The organism is Leptothoe sp. ISB3NOV94-8A, from assembly GCF_043421595.1.
Lineage (GTDB): Bacteria > Cyanobacteriota > Cyanobacteriia > Phormidesmidales > Phormidesmidaceae > Leptothoe > Leptothoe turfae.
The window spans coordinates 40,838-60,671 of the sequence record NZ_JAXSQW010000003.1 but is presented as its reverse complement, the minus strand read 5'-3'; the positions used below and the strand labels follow the sequence as shown (position 1 = coordinate 60,671).

Below are 19,834 nucleotides of genomic sequence, written 5' to 3'. Positions count from 1 at the left end.
GAAACGATCTGTCAGACATGCTATCAACCAGCATCTTTCAGATGAAATCATACCGAGGATCAGCAATGCCAGGATTATCCAGTTCTGTTCTTTTGGATTCCTACCCTTAGCCTCTAAATAAAGCAGGATTCCTGCTTACAGCTAGGGTTGTTTTGTGTTGCCAAAATACAGGTCTACTCGTAGACAGCGGGAATCACTCGTCTGAGTGCAGCAACATCCCGATGCTGTTAACGGAACTGTGGACCTAAGCGTGACATTGGCTCTGCCAAATCCATTTGAATACGTGCAAGAACGAAACAATCGATTTCTTGCACTATTTTCCCATCGTCACGATTACATCTACGCGAACCATCCATCCCCAGGCAAACGCCCCCAATGGCAAACGGAAAGTCGGCATCCATTATCAGACCGACTGATTGAACAGGGCACTTATTTATATGGTGTGCGATTTGGGAAAGAAACCCAGTACGCCATGGTCGATATTGATATCGGTAGCGCGTACCACCCCAGGCGAGATCCCATTGCCTTTCAAAAACTGACTGAAGCACTGGAACCCTTAGGTCTTGTGTCAGCCATCACCTGCACCTCATCCGATAGTCAGGGTCTGCACCTATATTTTCCATTTTCAGAATCACTGACAGCTTGGGAAGTGGGCAGTGGCATCACATTGCTTCTGGAAAGTCAGGGCTTTAAGGTCACCCCCGGTCAGCTTGAAGTCTTTCCCAATGCTCGGTTATACACCATCGAAAGTACTCCGAACTTATTTAACGCCCACCGGCTACCGCTACAGCGTGGGTCGTATTTACTCAATGATGATCTAGACCCGATCTGGACCGACCAGACTACCTTTGTCGAACAGTGGAAACAATGCCAGGGACGCAACAATCTAAATAATGCGATACTACAGCGGATCATTCGACAGAAGAAACGGCGCAGTTATCGTCTCTCGAATAAGGCTGATAAGTTTCTAAACGACCTCAATGCTGAAATCGAGCAAGGTTGGACCGACCATGGCCAAACAAATCGATTACTGGGTCGAATCACCATGCGCACCTATGTATTTCACCATGTGATGTACGGTGGTGAACCGCTAATCGGTGACAGTCTAATCAAAGAAGTTCTAACTATAGCCAAAGCATTGCCGGGCTATGAGTTGTGGTGTCGTCATCAGCATGAAATCGAAGACCGCGTTTCAGAATGGGTCAGCTGCATCGAGAAAAGTCACTACTTCCACTATGGAGAACAGTTTGGAAAATATAAATCTAAAAAGGAAAAGAAGGAAAAGTCTGAATCTGAAAATACTGAACCCAGTTGGAATCAACAGCAGAGTCAAAAAACCAAGGACAAGATTCAAGCAGCACTCAAAGAACTCTCAGACAAAAACGAACTTCCAGAACAGGCCACTGCTAGATTCAATGCCCTTAGAAAATTTGGCATCGGAGGTGGGTCTCTATATCGCTACAAAGAACTGTGGCATCCACTCTGGAAAACACAGGAGAACTGCCCAAACACACCCCAAATCAACAATGAATCTGGACAGTTTGGCCAAGCTAACGCGCCAAACTGTCACAGCTCCACAAGCTTATTACAAGGGATAGATGGTAATGATAATGAAACCAATGGTTCTAGCGATCTGAAATCTGTTGCATCTCAGCCAGAGGGTGGTAATCCCCACCAAGAAGAGATTCAGCGTATCCGGGAAATGTTGTCGAAGGCTCAGGTCGCTGTCGATTTACAGGCAGCTCAGGAGGTTGTAGAGGCTGAAGAAGTAATGGCTCAGGAGTCTAGGGCAGCTCACCTGCAGCAGATGGCTTACTGGCTAACGTTGGATGACCCGATTTTGATGGCGGAGGCGTTGGCATGGTTACGGCAACAGCCGCCTGAGCTATGTGCTGAGCTGGTGGATATGGAGCTGTCAGAGGCGAAGCAGCAGTCATTAGAAACGATTGTGGAGATAGTGGAGCAGCTGCAGAAGTTGGATTGGGGACCGGGAAGGATTCAGGAGGAGTTGCGAAGCTTCTTCGAAGCGGCTATAGCCCCATCAGGCATGGCTTCGCTAGCGCCAACGCAATTCACCACATCCTCGCTGGCCCATCTCACGGCTGAACAAAGACAACAGTGGTTATCTTATTTGCGAGCCTTCTCTGGAGAGACCTCGTCGACGCATCCTGACACAGGATAACTCTCTAGCCACCCTTGGCCCTATGGGCTGAGTTAACGGAAGCAGTGAAAAGTAGCCCAACTGATGTGAGGGTGCGATCGCAAATGTAGTGCCCCCCAAGACCATAGCCGATTAGAAATAGGCTGATGGCAAGCCCAAGATGCCAAAAGAGGTAGCTATTTTCAAGAGATTTATAGAAAGGGTTTTGAAGCATATCTTTCGCATATTTGAAATAGAGTACCCCTATTTGTTTGCGATCCTTTTTAGGGAAAATCCACAACCAATGGGACCACCAAAACCCTGCATATGGTACAGAGTCCGTCTGTGGATGGATACAGTGCTACCAGTGGAATCGCACCTAAATGGGCTATGTCAAAAAAAGAAACAACAGGCCAATCAAGTTGGGCTTTTTGCACAGTGAGCCATCTAAGGCCATTGGCCATTTGCATAGTAGCCTTCGTAGGTAACGTCTTTAATCTGTTGTTCAACATGGTTGATTTACTGACTGGCTATATTTGGTCTTCTGTTGACTTCAGGAGAGACATCATAGTGAAAGCTTGGACTTGACTCATCAAACCTATTAGACAAGATATAAAGTCTGATAAGTCATATCTCCAATATTTCGAATCTTGAAAGAAATTTGATGCCTTTTGAGTCGTCTAATATGGCGAGCTAATTCATAGCGATTCAAAATATCAATGGGTAAATGCTTGGTCCCTTGAATGGTCTCTAGACACTGATCACTGCAACAGAAACAGGGAAAAGTATTGAATAAATCCCATTCTGTTGAAGGATAAAAGCGGGTAATAGGTTCACCAACTTGCATAAGTTTTATACAAATAACGTCGCCTGATGAGTTCCGCTGGACTCATAATGCTTCTGCCTCATTTAACCTTATTAGGTATACTGCAATAACTAATCCCAGAGCTAGACAACAATATTTAATATAACGATGATCCCTGGTAGAAAAAATCCCGAAAAGTTCAGGTTGATTCAGGTAAAAGTTCAGGTTTACCCAGGTATTGAAGTAATAGAGCCGTCGCAAAATAAACGATGTGTGCCATAGCTAGATATCGACAGTAAAATGCTAACTATGGCATATATTCTCTCGGCTACGGGTATGTGCGAGATCCATCGTAGACGGTTGACCAGTTGGGCAAAGCGTAGGGCATCGCAGCAAGAATTGCAGCTAGTTCTGAACTGGTTACTTATGGAAAGTGGACTATCCCCCCGGAGAACAGCGAATTTTCTGGATGAGGAATTGAGGATTGGGCAACAACACAATAACAAAGACTCTTATGGTGATAAGGCATATATTTTACATCGTTTTCATAGCAATCCTATCGTTGTCATGCAAAAGGCTTTGGCCATCAATCCGGTGCAGCGCAACACCGAGACCATCGACACCGATTTATTCCCAAACTGTGCACCATTCTCGCAACGCTTCTTTATATGACTGAGTTTTACACGGCATTAGCACAGCCAGATATCACCAAAGCTGAAGCTTTTCGTCAGGCACAGCTAGCCCTGATGCAAGACCCACAGCTAGCCTCCTCTCACTTCTGGACTCTCTTTGTTCTGGCGGGTAACTGATTATAAATCTGATAAATTCAGTTGGTGATTTTGCTGAAATTTGTCTCGTGCCCCTGAACTGAATAGCATGAGTCTATTTGCTAACTGCATTCTTTGAAAAGTTGTTGTTATACACTCAAAAAGCGCTTGACAACTTTTGTCGAAGTGTAGTATCATCACATATATCTCTTGAGATTTTGAAATAGCGTTATTACTTCAGAAGCCTAAGGAAGTTGTTGAAACGACTGTAGAAAATTCTTGAAATGCTTTCTGGGCCGTGGTTTTTCTTTTGAGGTTTATTTGATGTAAGACTGCTTGAATGTCTTTAAACAGTCTTATGTGAGAGAAAAGAAAACCTCAACAATCTGATTCTCTCTCAGTTTTCTTTTGAATCCACTGGATAAAGCTCCAGGCTGGCTTTACCTCCATGATCTAGGCTTCACCTTGAAAGTGGTGTCTTCAAGTATGTTTCATTAATGCAAAAAGGAGGGTGTAACAATGAGTAGTACAGAAACAATTAACATCAAAAACCTGAAGGCCTTTCTAAGAAAAAATAAGAAAATTGATTTTCGAACCGCCGATTTACTCCACGCTTCGACTCTCGATACCTATAAGTGGACTGGTTTAGAGGACAATAAGGAAGGTCTAATCAGGCAGCTTAAGGCCTATCAGCGTTTATTAAGAGTTGTTCCCAATGGTCAAGAAGACCTCGCTATAAAGTTGCTACAAAGCGGATTTCAATCTGCTTTGCAAATTGCCAATACGCCCAGAAAAATGTTCATACAAGATAATCTTAAAACCTTTGGTAATGACAGAGTCCTGGCCCAAAGTGTGTATAAGCGTGCGGTGGCGGTGCGTAAAGTTGTTGCATTGCAATATACGGACCGTGCCCAACAGACAGGGGCCCACAGCCGTGTAGCTGGTCTTGCTCGCTAAGTCTAATCTTGCTCGCTAAACAAAGCTATCCCTGAAGGCTGGCCAATCATCGACCAGTCTCCGTTTTGATCTTAAGAATATTCCCCCCACATTCATTTCTGGAACAGAATTCCTATGAGTATGATCTCCAACATTCCTAACTACGCAGATCTCTTTGGTAACATCGACTTTAAGGCAGGTGACGAGTCTCGTTCTGTTTATTCTCCTGCAGCCTATTTGGTCGACCTGCTGCAAATGCTGGACGATGAGTTTGTGACCGACGAAGCTGATGAGGATGCCGTCGATTTTCACTCACGCCGGAGTGATATCCAAGGAATTGATCTGGATGCCGAAAACACTACAACGCTGATTCCCTATCTCGATATTGTCAACGAAGTGCTAGAGGGTCGGGTTGACAGTACCGACTACGAAATACGAGAAGCCTTAGAAGCAGCAGTCTTCGGTGTCTTGGAGGGGGCAAGCTATCCTTTCAACATGCCGTTTTCCCTAAATAGTGAAAAGGTCAAGAACCATCTAAATCACCTAGGCATCACGGCCCATGAGTTGCGTCGTCTCTTTGCGACTACAGCAGACTACACCACCGTGGCGCGGGAATACCTGGGGCTGTCTACAGCAGAGTGGACAGCTCTGTTAGAACCTGATGAGGTAGCTGCCTCATCTGTCATGGCCTATGGTTATATAGCGAACTATGACATCGAACTATATGATTCCCTGGCGGATGTTGACGCTCTGCCGGAGGGTGGGACAAGCCTGGTAATTGCGGCAAAAATTGGTGCTTTATACTACATTCGTATCTTTGACAGTACTGGAAGCATTATCTTCGATCAAAGTAGTGATGACTTTTCAGACTCAACTGAACTGCTGTCTCTATTAGCGGAGATATTCGAGGATATCTCATCAATTGATGCCGATAAAACGGCTGAATTGCTAAGCGAAATTAGATCCAGTCAAGCAAGCGTCCTCAGCAACCATTTAATCAGTCTGCTATCCACCGTCACCAGCTTTATGGAGACAACGGATCTAGAATCCCAGGAGATGTTGGAGCTGCTGTACCAAAATCTTTATGTTGACCCGTCCGATCATTCCGCTGTTGAAGCTGGTCGTGGGAGTTTTTATATTAATACCGGTACCAGCAATGGCACAGGCTATGTCACTTTGAGCGATGACGAGACTACACTGAAGTGGTCCGATGGCGGTGCTGTGCCGATCGAGTGGTTTGACCGCACCAGCCGTTTTGTGCGGCTAGCGCAGAAAACAGGTCTGAGCTTTACCGACTTAGACCATATTTTGCGCCACTGTTGCCAGGTTGATAGTGTACCTACGCTGAGTGCCGATACTCTAGTATATATCGCCCAGGTGGTCTATATTCACAAGACTCTGGAGCAGCCTCTTGATACAGTTGTTGCCATTCTAAGTGAGATCTCATATGTGGGTAGAACCAATGAGGATCTGCCTCAGGATCAGTTCAACCGAATTTTTAACTTGCCCTGTGTGTCTATCGATGAAAAATATTTTTATATTACGGATCAGACTGGGGAGCTTCCGGCTCAGTATAACGACACTACTTACCATACCTATACTCAAATCGACTATGCAGAAGATTTATTTAGCGATGACAATGATACCTATCGTCAGCGTCTGCGCCATGCTTTAGGGTTTACTGAAACCGATCTGATCAATATTACTGAACGTCTGGCATTTGAAGAGGTCGCTGACAGCAGCCTTTGGGAGAACACTGGCGATGCATACCAGTGGAATTTGTTAAATGTGCTTTACCGTATTTCGGCCTTATCCAATGCGCTGGATGTACATTTCCTGGAGTTGTTTATTCTCTTTGACCTGCTGGAGCAAGATCCCTTTATCGGTCGACTAGATTCCCAAACTCACTTTGTCTATCAGGTGCCTAGTACTCAAAAGTGTTTTGAAATCTTGATGGCCCCTATCAACAGCGATATCCACAGCATCAGCGATCAGCTGTGGCTGTTTGAGTCTCTGATGGCCTTGACCAAATGGATGAAGGAGTTTGGCTACTCACCAGAAATGCTGTGGGCAATTGTCAACGGTGCCCCCATGACCGACAAGGCAGAAGAGACTCAGAATGCCCAGGATCTTGCCCTTTACAATACGCTTTTACAAAGCTTTCAAGCCAAAGAAATGCAGCCGGATACCCTGGCAGATGCGCTAGGCGATCAGCGGGCTTCTCACTTTGCCTTTAATTTGATGCAGCAGCGCCAGGAGGGGATGAGTGGGGATATGCCGGGCGATATGGAGAAGTCTTCCTATCGCTGTAAGTCAGGTGCCCATAAGAAGCAGAACAGATATAAAAACCATAGCAAGAAGCTGGGGATGCACCATATGCCGAGCATGGCTCACGGCACGCTCTCTATGCTGTCTGCCTATCCAGAGTCGGGGATGCATCCTAAGGCTGCCAAGGGCTATCATCGGCATCTGCTAATGGCCTATGAGCCCCGCAAGATTCAGGCATTGACTGAAGAGTTTATTCAGCAGCTGGCGGTCATTCAAGACTATGAATTTGTGGACTTACAGTTTGGGGGCAAGCTTCACGAGAAAATTGTTAAGAACCTGATTAACCATCAGGTGATTGATGGCAGTGGCAAACTCTTGACCCAAGATTGGATCGATGGTCAGCTGCCCACTGTGGAAAACTTTCAGCTAGAGTTCGATTTTAGTGAAATTCGTCAGGATGTCTTTGAGATTATCCACGGAGTGTACCAGGAGGAAATGGCGGGCCAACTGGACGAGAATGACGAGATTCAAGTGCAGGTGTTTAAGTCAGACTTTGAGGGCTTGGGTCTTTCTGTCGCTGAGACACGGGAACTGTACGACAATCTGATTTATAACGACTACATAGATGAGCAGGGCTTTGTCACAGATGTGGCGATGTTTAGTCATGCTGACGGCGTTGATGAGTTGTTTCTCGATGCAGATTTGGCAGAATTGACCGATCAGGTGCATCATCTGCTCCAGCAGCAGCTAGATAAATTTGCAGCCAGTAAGATCCAAATTAATGCTCAGATGTTTGCTGAGCTGGATCTAGATCCAAACGCCCTTAAGGATTTAATCCGCAACCTGCAGATGAATCGCTACATTGACAAGCACATGTTTGTTGTCGACAAGATGCGCATTGTTGATGAAGGACCGAGGATGACGGGGCTGGCGCTACAGTTTTATCCCCATCGCGAGGCCATTTCTAAGGTATTGCATAATGCCATTGTTGCTGATCAGGCCACCTGGCTACAGCTAGATCAGAACGAATTAGCCAAACTAGCAGCCAAGACAGTATCCCGCTGGGTGCATGAGGATCTGCAAGAGGATGGGTACTTAAACGGTAATCAGCTGCAATCGGGTGCAGGTGCCTTCTTTAAGCAGGAGGACAATCGCGAAAGCTTTGGTTTGCGTAACTATTTTGATGATAGTCAGAATGCGATCGCATTTGACCACCTAGCCAGCATCGTCACCTATGCCGACCAGTATCGCCTCCAGGATGAAAAGCTCACAGCCCTGGAATTTAATGCCGACGAAATCGAAGCCTTAAAGCACAACCTAACCGACATTGACGTCCTGGATGAGCAAGATCTTCTGCAGGCCGATCGGATTCCCTTTTTTCTGGTGCCGGAAAATGCCGCCGCCTTCCATCTTCCGGGCTTTGAAGACTACAACCTGGAAGTGTTCTTCCAAATCCACGACATTGCCAAAGCCATCAATGGCACAGTCAAGGCTGTTGACCAAGCGATAAAAGCCCACACCGACGAGCAGCAAAGCGCCATTATCGAACAGCTGCAGGGAGTGCTAGGCATTAACCCAGATGCGGTCAAAGCCCTATCCCAGGCCGTGTTTAAGACTGAAAACAACTTGCATTTTGCTTGGTTAAAGCCCCTGCTAGAGGACGCCAATGCCCTGGGCCAGCTAGATGAACTCCCCAACGATATGCACTACGCCCAGGCGGTAAAACGCATTCGTCAGTTTGCCTTGTTAATCAAACAGCAGCAGCTGGATATCCATGAGATCAACTTGGCCCTTGAAGATCAGGAGCTGGTGGCTAAATTCCCAGAAGACTTGATCTTACCTGATGATCCTGACAGCGGCAGTCCCATTACCAGCGTCGATGCCCTCTTAGAGACAGACGAATTTATCTATCTCTTCAAAGATGATTACTACTGGATTTATCTGGCCAAAGACTACACTCTAATCGACAAAAAAGAGATAGATCTAGATAGCGAGGACGACCAGGACCTGGTTGATCTACAAAAAGACGATGAAGCCCTGCAGAAAAGACTTAAAGAAGACCCCATTCGCCAGCTATTTGACGAAGAAGAGGAGCTGAATCAAGTGGATGCGGCCTTTATTGATCGCCATGGTACCTGGGTAATTATCAGTGATGCATCCCACTATGTGAGATATGCCGATGGCGATAGTTGGGACAAGCGAGATAACAACTTTGGTCAGGTAGACAACGACTTTGACAACTTGGAGATGATCGACTCGGCCTATGTGGATTCTGAGGGGAGGCTATTCCTATTTGCCAACGATAAATATGTGCGGTACTCAGATATCGGCTCCACCCTAACCAGTAGCCTCACCGTCGATCAAGGTTATCCCAAGTCCATTGCTGAGGACTGGAACAGCGAGAATCTGGCGATTCAACTGCCCGCTGAGTATGGGGAGGACTTAGGCCCCATGTTTGACGGGGGAGATCAGTACAGCTACGCCTTTTTAGGCAACACCTATGTCTCGTCAGAGGATGGCCAGGTGCGCCCTGCTGCTGAAAAGTGGGGACATCGGGAATATAACTTTGGCCACCCCAGCCAACTGAATGCGGCCCTGGCCTGCCAGGGGAATTACTACCTATTCTTGGACAACAAAATTGCCAAGTATGTGGGCAGCATCGAGCTGGCCAACCTCCAACCTGAAGACAGCTATCCCAAGGGGATCCATCAGGAATTTAGCGGCCTGCCCGATGAATTTACCGCTGGCATTGATGCCGCTCTCTATGGCTGGGATGGAACCATCTACCTGTTCCGGGATGATGAATATGTCAGCATCGACCCTAGCACCAATACTGTCAATGAAGTGACCGACACTACCGGGGAAGTCACCCTGGCCCAGGTAACCCGTGAGCAATGGGGTAAAGTGGCCAACGATATTGCCGATAGCGGCACGGTGGATGCCGCCTTTGTGGGACTGGATGGATACACCTATTTGTTCTCTGGTGAACAATATGTGCGCTATTCCGGCCATGACTATACCCAGGTGGATGATGGCTTTCCTCGGGATATTGCCGAAGATTGGGAAGGGCTTACCACCGTCACCGCTGCTTTTGTGCTGGGGAACAAGACCTATCTATTTGGTACTAAGACCACCGAGACTACCGAGACCACTGAGGTCACCGAGGCTGAGATCGGCACAACCACAACCACTGAAACTGTTGACGGCGTCACCACCACTACCACAATTACGATTAGTGCAGATGGCACAACAACGACAACCACAACCACAGAAAATGTATATGTACGCTACTCTACCCTGCATAAGGAGGAAGACGACTACCTAGAGGTGGATGAAGAAGACCCCAATGCCCGTGTGATTGAAACGGTGCTGGCTAATCGCCCCGATGTGGATGAGATCGAGGTGTTCCCTGCCCTTGTGAACGATGACTTTTGGAGTTTGCCAGAGAGCGTCACCAATGGGGCGACAGATTTCCAAATTGATGCAGTGATGAATGGCCCTGAGGGGAAGGTTTACCTGTTCTACCTAAGTGCCGAGGATGGTCTCTACTACTACATTGAGCATAATTACTCCAATCGCTGGTGGTCAGAACCCAAAGTCCTCTCAGATCAGTGGGATCGCAATGTCAATGGGCTGGCTGATGAGCGAGTAGTCGCAGCCTTAATGGGGACAGATGGCAAAACCTACCTGTTCTATGGTTCTAAATTCCTGCGGTTTTCTGATGCTGAGCTACGCAACATCGACTATGGCTATCCCCGCTTGACCCATAAGGTTTGGGGTAAGGTGCGCAACAATATTGAAAGAACCGGTAAGGTAAATGCCGCCTTGATTGTAGAGTCTCGCTGGGAGGAGCAGGATAAGAACGGTCAGCTGGTGGATATGACGGCTAATCACACCTATCTGTTCTCTGGAGATCAGTTTTTCCGGTATGTGAACAGTGACTACAGCACCGTTGAGCAGGGCTATCCCCGCTCTATCCATCGCCTCAAAGACGAACCCCGTTTCCGAGGCTTACAGGTCGCCTTCCCTGAGGGCATTGATGCCGCCTTTGCCGATCAGCGTCAGGTCTACCTGTTTAAGGGAGACAGCTTCCATGTCGTGATTGGCGATGAAGACAACTACAAACAGTATGACAACGACGCCTTTGCCGATGTGCAAGCGGCACTTCAGGAAAGAGGAGAGAACTACATACTCAGCGGCGACACCTGGTATCAAACCAGCCACCTGGAAGCCCGTACACTCACCCAAACAGAAGCCACTCCCCGCACGGTACAGCGGGTGGAATCACTGCTGGAATCCGATGCTCAAGCCATGACCGATGTGAGTGCAATACTCCACGGCAGCGATGGCAAAAGCTATGTGTTTGCTGGTGACAAATACTACGATGTTGAGCTGGAGCAAAGCTTTACCATTGCCGACGTCTGGGGGCGTTCCCGCAATCCCATCTACGACCAGGAAACCATTGATGCCGCCTTTGTGGGTCGCGATGGGGTGACCTATGTGTTCTCTGGGGAGTGGTTTGTGCAGTATGACGCCGATACCTCAGACTATACCGCCAGCACCGTCACCTATCCGCCCCGCCGCATTAGCGACAAATGGCGGGGGCTCAACAATGTTGCCCTGGCCTATGTGTGGAAAGAAGACACCTATCTGTTTGAGCGTCCTGATATCGATGGCAACTTCCGCTATCTGCACTACACCAAGGATAGCTATGACCAGCCGGTGCCCCTATACGAGGGGGATTTCAGCCTGTGGGACATGCCGGAAGAGTATCAAGAGGAAGGATTTGATGCCATTGATGCCATCTTTGTCCACGAAGAGAATCTAATCTTTATTAGCGATCAGAAGTTCTTGAGCTTCAACCTGAATACTGAGATCTGGGGGTTTCCCCAGCCCCTGGAGCTACTCTACCCGGATGTTCCGTTTAATAAAACGGACTTTCAAACCTTAAAATCTGGGTTTGTGGGTAACGATAGCACCGTCTATCTCTTTAGCCAGGAACGCTATGCCGCCTTTGACGACAATGACGATGACTGGACGGTTGTGACAGACATCAAGGATGCCTGGGGACGACAGAAAAATATTTTCGACAACGATAATCGGAAGAGCCACTGGCTGGATGCCGCCTGGGTGAATCCTAGCGATCGCACCACCTATCTGTTTGCTGGGGACTCCTATGTGCGCTACAGCGGCGACGACTATCGCTATGCAGACGAGGGCTATCCCAAAAAGATTGCCACCTATTTGCGTGACGAACCCGCCTTTGCCTTTATGACCAAAGAGTTCCAGCAGCATTTAGATCAGCTAGAGGCAGACTACGACGGCGAAACCCCATTCTTTGACGGCTTGATGGACAATGGCCGCTGTCTCTACTTCTTTACCAACAACACCGTCTTTACCGGCAGCCCCAACAAATATGTGGCCTACGATATTGATGGCCTGGGCCATATCGATAACAACTTTACCCTGGGGGGCTATATCGATGCCGCCTTTGTGGCCGCTGTCGATGACATCGAAAAGCAGATGACCTATCTGTTCTCTGGTGAACAATATATTCGCTATACAGTGGAACAGACAGGAGATACCCTCTACCGGGGCGACTGTTATCGCTATGTGGATGAGGGCTATCCCAAGATTATTGGCGAAAGTTTGGCCGAGGAGCTAGGGTTAGACAGCCTACCGGAAGACTATCGCAACGGCATTGATGCAGCGTTTTACCTGGCCACCGATGCCAGCGAGCTGGGGCTAGTGCTGTTTAACGAGCGCAATTATCACCACGTTACCGACCTGCAGACCGATAGTGCCGCCGGTACCGAAGGGGACGTCAACGAGATTTGGGGTCATCTGGACAATACCTTTACCAGCACGGCTGGTACCCAGACCGTTGATGGGGCCTATGTGGATGGTGAAGGCAAATTGCTCGTCTTTAAGGACCAGCAGTTTGTGTGCTACAGCGATACGGCGGACCTGTTTGCCCTCAACCCCTACGATGAGCCCCGCTACGTGGATATGGAGTATCCCCGTGATATTAATGAAACCTGGCCTCAGCTAGATGACACTATCCTCACCGACAGCGGTGTGAGCACTGTCTTTAAGTTTGAAGATGAGATCTACTTCCATACAGGAGAAAAGTTTGTCACCCATAACCTGGACCTGAGCGATCATGACGCTGAAAAGCCAGTGCAGGTGCTGGCCTATCGCTGGGGAGAATGGTCTGATTATCTCCTGAGTGATATCCATGCCATCACTCGGTTTAAAGACCTGGGCCAGCGTTTTACTGGCGGTAATCTCACTCTGACGGAACTGATCAGCGGGGCCAAGGGCAAGGTGAAAGAGCCCTATATGCACTTTGCCGCCATCTTTAACTTTGAAAAAGAAGACGTACGCTGGGTCAAACAGCGCAATGCCTTCCTGGCGGACCCGGTGAATGTGATGGAAGAGGACTTCCACCTGGAGCTGGTGCTGCGTCTCTACGATATTCTGGCCACTACCCAACGGATGCGGGCAGATGTATCAGAGCTATATAACAATGTTTGGCGGCCCCTCTACGACCCTGACTATTGGTCCAATGGTCAGCCTGATGTGAGTACGGCGGCGACGGGTGCTTACGATGTGCTGGTGTCGGTGGACTGCGATAACAACTATGCAACCCTGGTTAAACAGATTACCAATGAGGTCAATACCCTCAAGCGGGATGCCCTGGTGCCCTATGTGATTGCCAATGATGATGAGATCACCACCACCCGACAGCTGTACCAAAAGCTGCTGATCGATATCCAAATGGATAGCTGTGCGGAGACCTCGCGCATTAAGGAAGCCACGGCGGCGGTTCAGCTGTATCTGCATCGTTACTTTATGAATCTAGAAGAGGTCACTCTGGAGGGTGATGACACCAGCGATCAAGAGGCCCTGAAGGCCAATCTGAAGGAACGGTGGGAATGGCTTCAAAATTATCGGGTGTGGGAAGCGAATCGCAAAGTCTTTCTCTATCCAGAAAACTACATTCGTCCTGAGCTGCGGGATGCGGATGTAAAGTCTGCTGCCTTTAAGGCCCTGGAGTCGAGTTTGACCCAAGGGAAACTTACGGATGAGTTAATCGAAGAGGCCTATGTCACCTATCTGGACTCTTTTACAGAAGTCTCTGAGTTGACCATTGCCGGGGGCTATGTTTACGACGATACCAGTTCTGATACCAACAACAAGGTGTTGGTGCTCTTTGGCCATACCCGCACCGACCCAATGCGCTATTTCTATCGCTTTGCCACCTTTGTTGGTGGAGAGAGCTCCGCCATTATCTGGGACCCTTGGGAAGAGTTAAATATTTCCATTGAGGTGGCCCATGTCAGGCCGGTATACGCCTTTAATCGGGTGTTTGTATTCTGGACCGTGATGGATGAAAGTGCAGCCGATCCCTCCTCTGCCGTTGTCACCACCAGTGGCAGTGATAGCGACCAAACGGTTTCTAGTCAGGGTAATAGCCAAAAGGAAATCAAGGTTTACTATTCCTTCTACAACCTCAACAAACGCTGGAGCCAGCCCCAACTGCTGGACACCAATTTTATCTCTAGTGAGACTGTGACCATCAACAGTGAGCCTTATACATTGACGGATCTGAAGACCAATCTGTATATCTCCGATGTGGACTTGGTTGTTGAAAATTCCAGCAAACTAAGCGATGACGACTACGAGAATATCTACATCAATGTGAGCTTCTACGTCAGTGATACCTACGGGAACTCAAGCCCTAAAGGCCCGTACATTCGAGCCTATAACCTGACTCCAGAGCTGTACTCCCAGGAAGCTGACACCCAGAACATCGAGAATCAGGGGCAGGATCTGTTCAATGATTTATTCCCGGAAGAAGGGGGCATTGATGCCGATGATATGGTAATGCTGAGCTCCAACAACAACTCCATGGATGGACCCTGGTTTGCTTATAACCATAAGGGTTGTGGTTTCTTGGTCAAACCGAATGCAGACTCGCTAGATAGCGAAACTACGCTAGAGGCGTTGAGCGCATATAACATTCTCTCAGTCATCCCAGATGACACGAGTATCACAGCAGCAGTCCAGATGTTTGACGGTGGAGCAGTCTACTATTTCCTTGACGATGGCACCTATATCACCGTGTCTGCCGACAGTGAAACTGAAAGCGGCTTCGCAGCGTCTGCCCAATTGACCATTAGCGATCGCTGGGGGCGGGCCTATGATGGGTTGGATCAGGATGCAGAATCAGCATCAGGATTCTCAACTACCGAAAAAATAGCTCTAGGCTTCATCATTGAGACTACTTTATCGTCCCTTGACCTGGAAAAAATTATCAGCGAGGACGATTGGACGGACTTTGAGGCAGCACTTAGTCATTGGGAATATGAGGCACACATAGACGATGCTAAAGCTTGGGTTCTGGATAGCCTTATAAGCACCTTGACTACTGTGGACGCTGCTTATGTAGCAGATGGCCATCTCTACCTGATTAGTGAGACTGAATACTACCGCTATACGTTGCCAGATCAGAGCAATGAACCTATTCCAGAGTTGGCAGATAATGGTTCTCCCGTTACGTATGGCGTAGCAGTGTCGAATACTGAGCTTGAAGATCTGAGTCACGAAAAAACTACTCTTACAAGTGTCATTGAGACCCTCAAGGATACAAAAACAAGTAACCTTGAGACATTGTTAAACACCTATGAAGTCATTACCAAACCTGAGGCAGACGGGTTTAATGATAGGGCTGCAGCTTCATATTCCAATCTTGCAGATAAATACAAGGTTAATTATGTTGTCGATCGACAGGCAAACAACGACGGAACAATCACCTATGCAGGCTATTCCGACACGCTTCAGGAGTATATCAATACCCTGGAAAATACAGTGGAGCCAACCCTAGATAATGTTACCAGTCTAGAGGATCTAGAGGATATAAGTGACCATCTAAGCGAAGTAGTTGATGCTCTTGGGTATCTAACGCAGACTCTAGCCTTTAATATCAGTTCTCTCGAAATCTTAAATGATCCAGTAGCCACAACCGATGCAGGAGCTAAATGGGTGTCTTTGGTATCGGATTTCAACAATTCAGCTGAAAATTTGCAGGGGATTGTTGACAAGATTAAGACAATAACCAGCAGCAGCGAAACTCTGAGTAAGGGTATCGACGCTGCCCTGGTTCTCGACATTGACAGCAGTGACAGCAGTGACAGTAGTTACTATGTCTATCTCTTCTCAGGTACAGAGTACTACCGTCTTAGCAAAGATACCCCTGAGCCGGACTCGGGGCTATTAGAGCTACCGTTGAGGATTTTAGGGGGTTGGGGCAATCTACCGGCTGAAATCCGTTCCTTTTCCGCCGATGGTGAGGATGGTCTGGAGGCTGCTCTAGATGTCGCCTTTAAGTATGTGGATGACAGCGAGCAAAAGACCCTATACTTGATTCAAGGAGATAATGGGCTTGAGTACGATTTGAGTGAATACCGGCCCTACGAAATCAACAGTGTGATGTACGAGGTGCTCCGTCTAACCTCCAGTACGGCGGAGCAATTGAATCAAATTCTATTTGCTGGAGAGATTGAGGACTTTCTAAAGATGTCAACCCAGGAGATTAACGAATCTCCCACTATCAGCGAAGCATCATCAAGTCCTAGCAATATTCAGATAGATAGTACTCGATTCAATACAGAGCCAGTCAACAGCCATCTTGACTTTAACAGTGCCAACGGTCTCTATTACTGGGAAATCTTTTTCCATGTGCCTTTCCTGATTGCTCAGACCTTAAATACGGATCAACAGTTTGAATATGCCAAAGAGTGGTATGAATATATCTTCGACCCCACGGCAATATCTGACTATTGGAAATTTCTCCCGTTCCTGGCGGTCGATCCGGATGCGTTGCTGACTACCCTCACCAACGATTTAGACGCCTTTGAGGCTCTTACCAGTACGGATACAGTGGCAACTGCTCGAACGGCTCTAAGCAATCTAGATAGCATGTTAGCTGGCTACCAGAAGGTGTTTCTCGGTCAAGAAGATCTAGATACATACGAGGATGCCTCTGGGACAGATCTGTCTACTATTGCAACCTGGGAATATGTCACTGATCTCGAGTCAGCCATCAACAATCTCGCAACCACTGCTGACGAGTTGTTGGCCACTTGGCAAAGTGAAATGCTAGAAGTAGTGGCAATCATTAAAATTCTTGATTCTCGTCTTGAGCTGATGCGCAATTACAGTGCTCAGTTAGCAGAATACTTAGACGATCCCTTTGATCCCCATGCCATTGCAGCCCTGCGTCCCATTGCCTATCGCAAAGCGATCGTTATGCGCTATATCGACAACTTGCTGGACTGGGGTGATATGCTCTTCCGACAGTACACCCGCGAGAGCATTAACGAAGCGCGGATGCTGTACATTTTGGCCTATGACATCTTGGGTGAAAAATCCAAGAATATGGGCCGTGTGGTGCTGGAGTCCACCAAGAGCTACAGCGACTTCTACACCGATCAAGACGGCAATTCGGTAGATCCCAATGAAGCTTATGATTTCCTGATTGATCTAGAAAACACAGTCACCGATGGAGTGGTCGATTATGAACAAAGCCTGAGCTTTGCTGCTACCCAGTTTGATACCATCACTAATCCCTATTTCTACCTACCAGAAAACGAGCTGTTCACCGAGTACTGGACCCGAGTAGAAGATCGCCTGGGTAAAATTCGGGCTTGTCTAAACATTGACGGTGTGGCCCAGCCCTTGCCACTGTTCCAGCCCCCCATCGATCCCATGGCCCTGGTCAATGCAGTGGCTGGCGGTGGGGGCATGGCGGCAGCGGCAGCTATGGCGGCTGGTGCGGCGACGGTGCCCGACTATCGCTTTAGTTCCCTGATGGCCAAGGCGCGGGAACTGGTGACCAAGCTCAATGGCTTTAGCGACGCTCTACTCTCCGCGCTGGAGAAGAAAGATGCTGAAGAGCTAAGCCTTTTACAGAACAAACAAGAATCCATACTGCTTGACCTCACCACACTGTTAAAGGAAGAGGCCATTCAGGAAGCCGAGCAATCTTTGCTGAATTTGCAGGAAACTAAACTGGGGGCCGAGCAACAGGAAACCCACTATGCCGATCTGATTGATGAGGGCTATCTACCCGAAGAACTGACACAGCTGTCCATGATGGGGATTGCGGCCACATTGCATGGGGTGACGGCATTGAGTAAATACATGTCTGGTCTTTCCTACATCGTGCCGCAGTTTACGGCGGGTCCCTTCAGCTTTGGTGTCACCACTGGGGGTGAAGATATTGGGTCCATGTTGGCCCAATTCGGTGAGGCCATTCAATCTGGAGCTGAGGCCCTGAGTATGGGGGGCGAGGTCGCTGGTGTGGCGGCCCAGTTCAAACGCTCAGCGCAGGATTGGGCTCTGCAAAAAATGATGGCAACCAGTGAAATCCAACAGCTGGAGTATCAGATTCAATCGCAAAAACATCAGCTTGCGATCGCAAAGCAAGAAAAAATCATCCACGAAAAGGACATCAAAAACCACCACGCCATTGCCGATTTCATGAAGAACAAATTCTCCACGGCGCAGCTCTACAGTTGGATGAGTGGCAAAATCTCGGGCCTATACTTCCAAACCTATAAGCTGGCCCACGATTACGCCAAACAAGCAGAACAAGCCTTCATTTTTGAAAAAGGCGTTGCCGCCAGCCAGGTCAACTACATCAACGGCATGTATTGGGATAGCCAGCGCAAGGGACTGCTGTCGGGTAACAGCCTGGGTCATGACCTGGATCGTCTAGAAAAGGCCTATCGAGAAACCGATAGCCGTCGTCTGGAAATCACCAAGAGTATCTCGCTATTGGAACTCGACCCCATGGCGCTATTAAATCTCAAGACTAAAGGGTTCTGCCAGTTCCGACTATCAGAAGAGTTATTTGACTATGATTTTCCCGGACATTACAACCGCCAGATCAAAACCGTCTCCCTGGCCTTTGATGTGGGCGAAGGGCAGCAGGTAAATGCCACCCTGAGCCAGCTCAGCAGCAAACTGGTCATGGCAGCGGACATCAAAGCAGTGAAACACCTGATTGATCCCTCCAATGAAGCCACCCCCAATGTCCGCGTCAACTGGCGCGCCAACCAGCAAGTGGCCCTCTCCCATGTGGATCAATACACCGAAAACAACGGCATGTTTGAGCTGAACTTTGGCGATGAGCGCTATCTGCCCTTTGAAGGCACTGGAGCCGTCTCCAACTGGCGCTTAGAACTCAATGGCATGAAAGGGTCCTACAACCCGGCAGACTTGTTGGATGTCACCGTCAAACTACGCTACACCGCCAAGCAAGGCGGCAGTCGCTTTGCCAACGAGGTCAAAGGCGTACTGAAGCCGTACCATGCCACCAGCTTCTTTGACCTGGCCTACAACTTCCCCGATCAGTGGGCGGCCTTGACCAGTGGCGATGTGGATGAAGCCGAGATTACCTTTACCCGCGACATGTTCCCCAATATGAGCAGCAGCAAGATTATTGGCCTGTTTATGCACTATGAATACGCCGACGACCAAGGTGGAGCGATCTTTACCATCAACGATGATCTACAGGTGCCCAACAACACCTACCTGCAACCGAACACCATCAACGTGGGCCAAAACGGTAGCAGCTGGACCTTTATGCTTAAGGGCGATGGCAGCACCTTAAAGAATGCCGAGATGGTCCTGGTTTATAAAGCGAAGGTTTAGCGAGCATCGGTTCCCCTTCGTAAGGGGAACCAACGGAGGGGTCTTCGGTCGTTAGCGCAAGTTATCCAGACCCCTCCCTGACGGTTCCCCTTGGCAAGGGGAACCCTGGCTAGACCATATTGAAACCATTGTTATTTAAGGGTTTTAGCCATTCTCTCTGACTTGTGTATATACCGTAGCCCTCCCAGGAGGGGA

General features: G+C 48.3%; 6 protein-coding genes. 5 read left to right on the top strand and 1 reads right to left on the bottom strand.

What is annotated here, in order from left to right:
• The first annotated feature begins 205 nt into the window (after positions 1 to 205).
• Positions 206 to 2,182 carry a hypothetical protein gene (locus tag SPB21_RS32710; RefSeq protein ID WP_499869219.1) on the top strand — a complete coding sequence of 659 codons (1,977 nt, stop codon included), beginning with the start codon at positions 206 to 208 and terminating at the stop codon, positions 2,180 to 2,182.
• Between the two features lie 4 nt (positions 2,183 to 2,186).
• Here SPB21_RS32710 and SPB21_RS32705 read toward each other — a convergent pair whose 3' ends face one another.
• Complete coding sequence (locus SPB21_RS32705) at positions 2,187 to 2,375, bottom strand: hypothetical protein (protein WP_499869217.1); 189 nt, start codon at positions 2,373 to 2,375, stop codon at positions 2,187 to 2,189.
• Between the two features lie 879 nt (positions 2,376 to 3,254).
• On the opposite strand from SPB21_RS32705, the gene SPB21_RS32700 reads away from it, so the two are divergent.
• The 4 genes from SPB21_RS32700 (at position 3,255) to SPB21_RS32685 (ending at position 19,639) form a co-directional block, all read left to right on the top strand.
• Positions 3,255 to 3,617, top strand: a complete 363-nt coding sequence (locus tag SPB21_RS32700; protein ID WP_499869215.1) for a hypothetical protein — start codon at positions 3,255 to 3,257, stop codon at positions 3,615 to 3,617.
• Positions 3,614 to 3,754, top strand: coding sequence for a CHAT domain-containing protein (locus SPB21_RS32695; protein ID WP_499869213.1), 141 nt, complete (start codon positions 3,614 to 3,616; stop codon positions 3,752 to 3,754). The genes SPB21_RS32700 and SPB21_RS32695 overlap by 4 nt, the downstream gene beginning before the upstream one ends.
• Positions 3,755 to 4,231: 477 nt before the next feature.
• On the top strand, positions 4,232 to 4,669 hold the full coding sequence (locus SPB21_RS32690) for a hypothetical protein (RefSeq protein ID WP_163666417.1): 438 nt from the start codon (positions 4,232 to 4,234) through the stop codon (positions 4,667 to 4,669).
• Between the two features lie 114 nt (positions 4,670 to 4,783).
• Positions 4,784 to 19,639 carry a Tc toxin subunit A-related protein gene (locus SPB21_RS32685; RefSeq protein ID WP_499869211.1) on the top strand — a complete coding sequence of 4,952 codons (14,856 nt, stop codon included), beginning with the start codon at positions 4,784 to 4,786 and terminating at the stop codon, positions 19,637 to 19,639.
• Positions 19,640 to 19,834: the final 195 nt, after the last annotated feature.

Bases quoted from the DNA above. Each gene is read 5' to 3' on its own strand.
- SPB21_RS32705 (WP_499869217.1), bottom strand. From the start codon at position 2,375: ATGCTTCAAAACCCTTTCTATAAATCTCTTGAAAATAGCTACCTCTTT.
- SPB21_RS32700 (WP_499869215.1), top strand. From the start codon at position 3,255: ATGGCATATATTCTCTCGGCTACGGGTATGTGCGAGATCCATCGTAGA.
- SPB21_RS32695 (WP_499869213.1), top strand. From the start codon at position 3,614: ATGACTGAGTTTTACACGGCATTAGCACAGCCAGATATCACCAAAGCT.
- SPB21_RS32690 (WP_163666417.1), top strand. From the start codon at position 4,232: ATGAGTAGTACAGAAACAATTAACATCAAAAACCTGAAGGCCTTTCTA.
- SPB21_RS32685 (WP_499869211.1), top strand. From the start codon at position 4,784: ATGAGTATGATCTCCAACATTCCTAACTACGCAGATCTCTTTGGTAAC.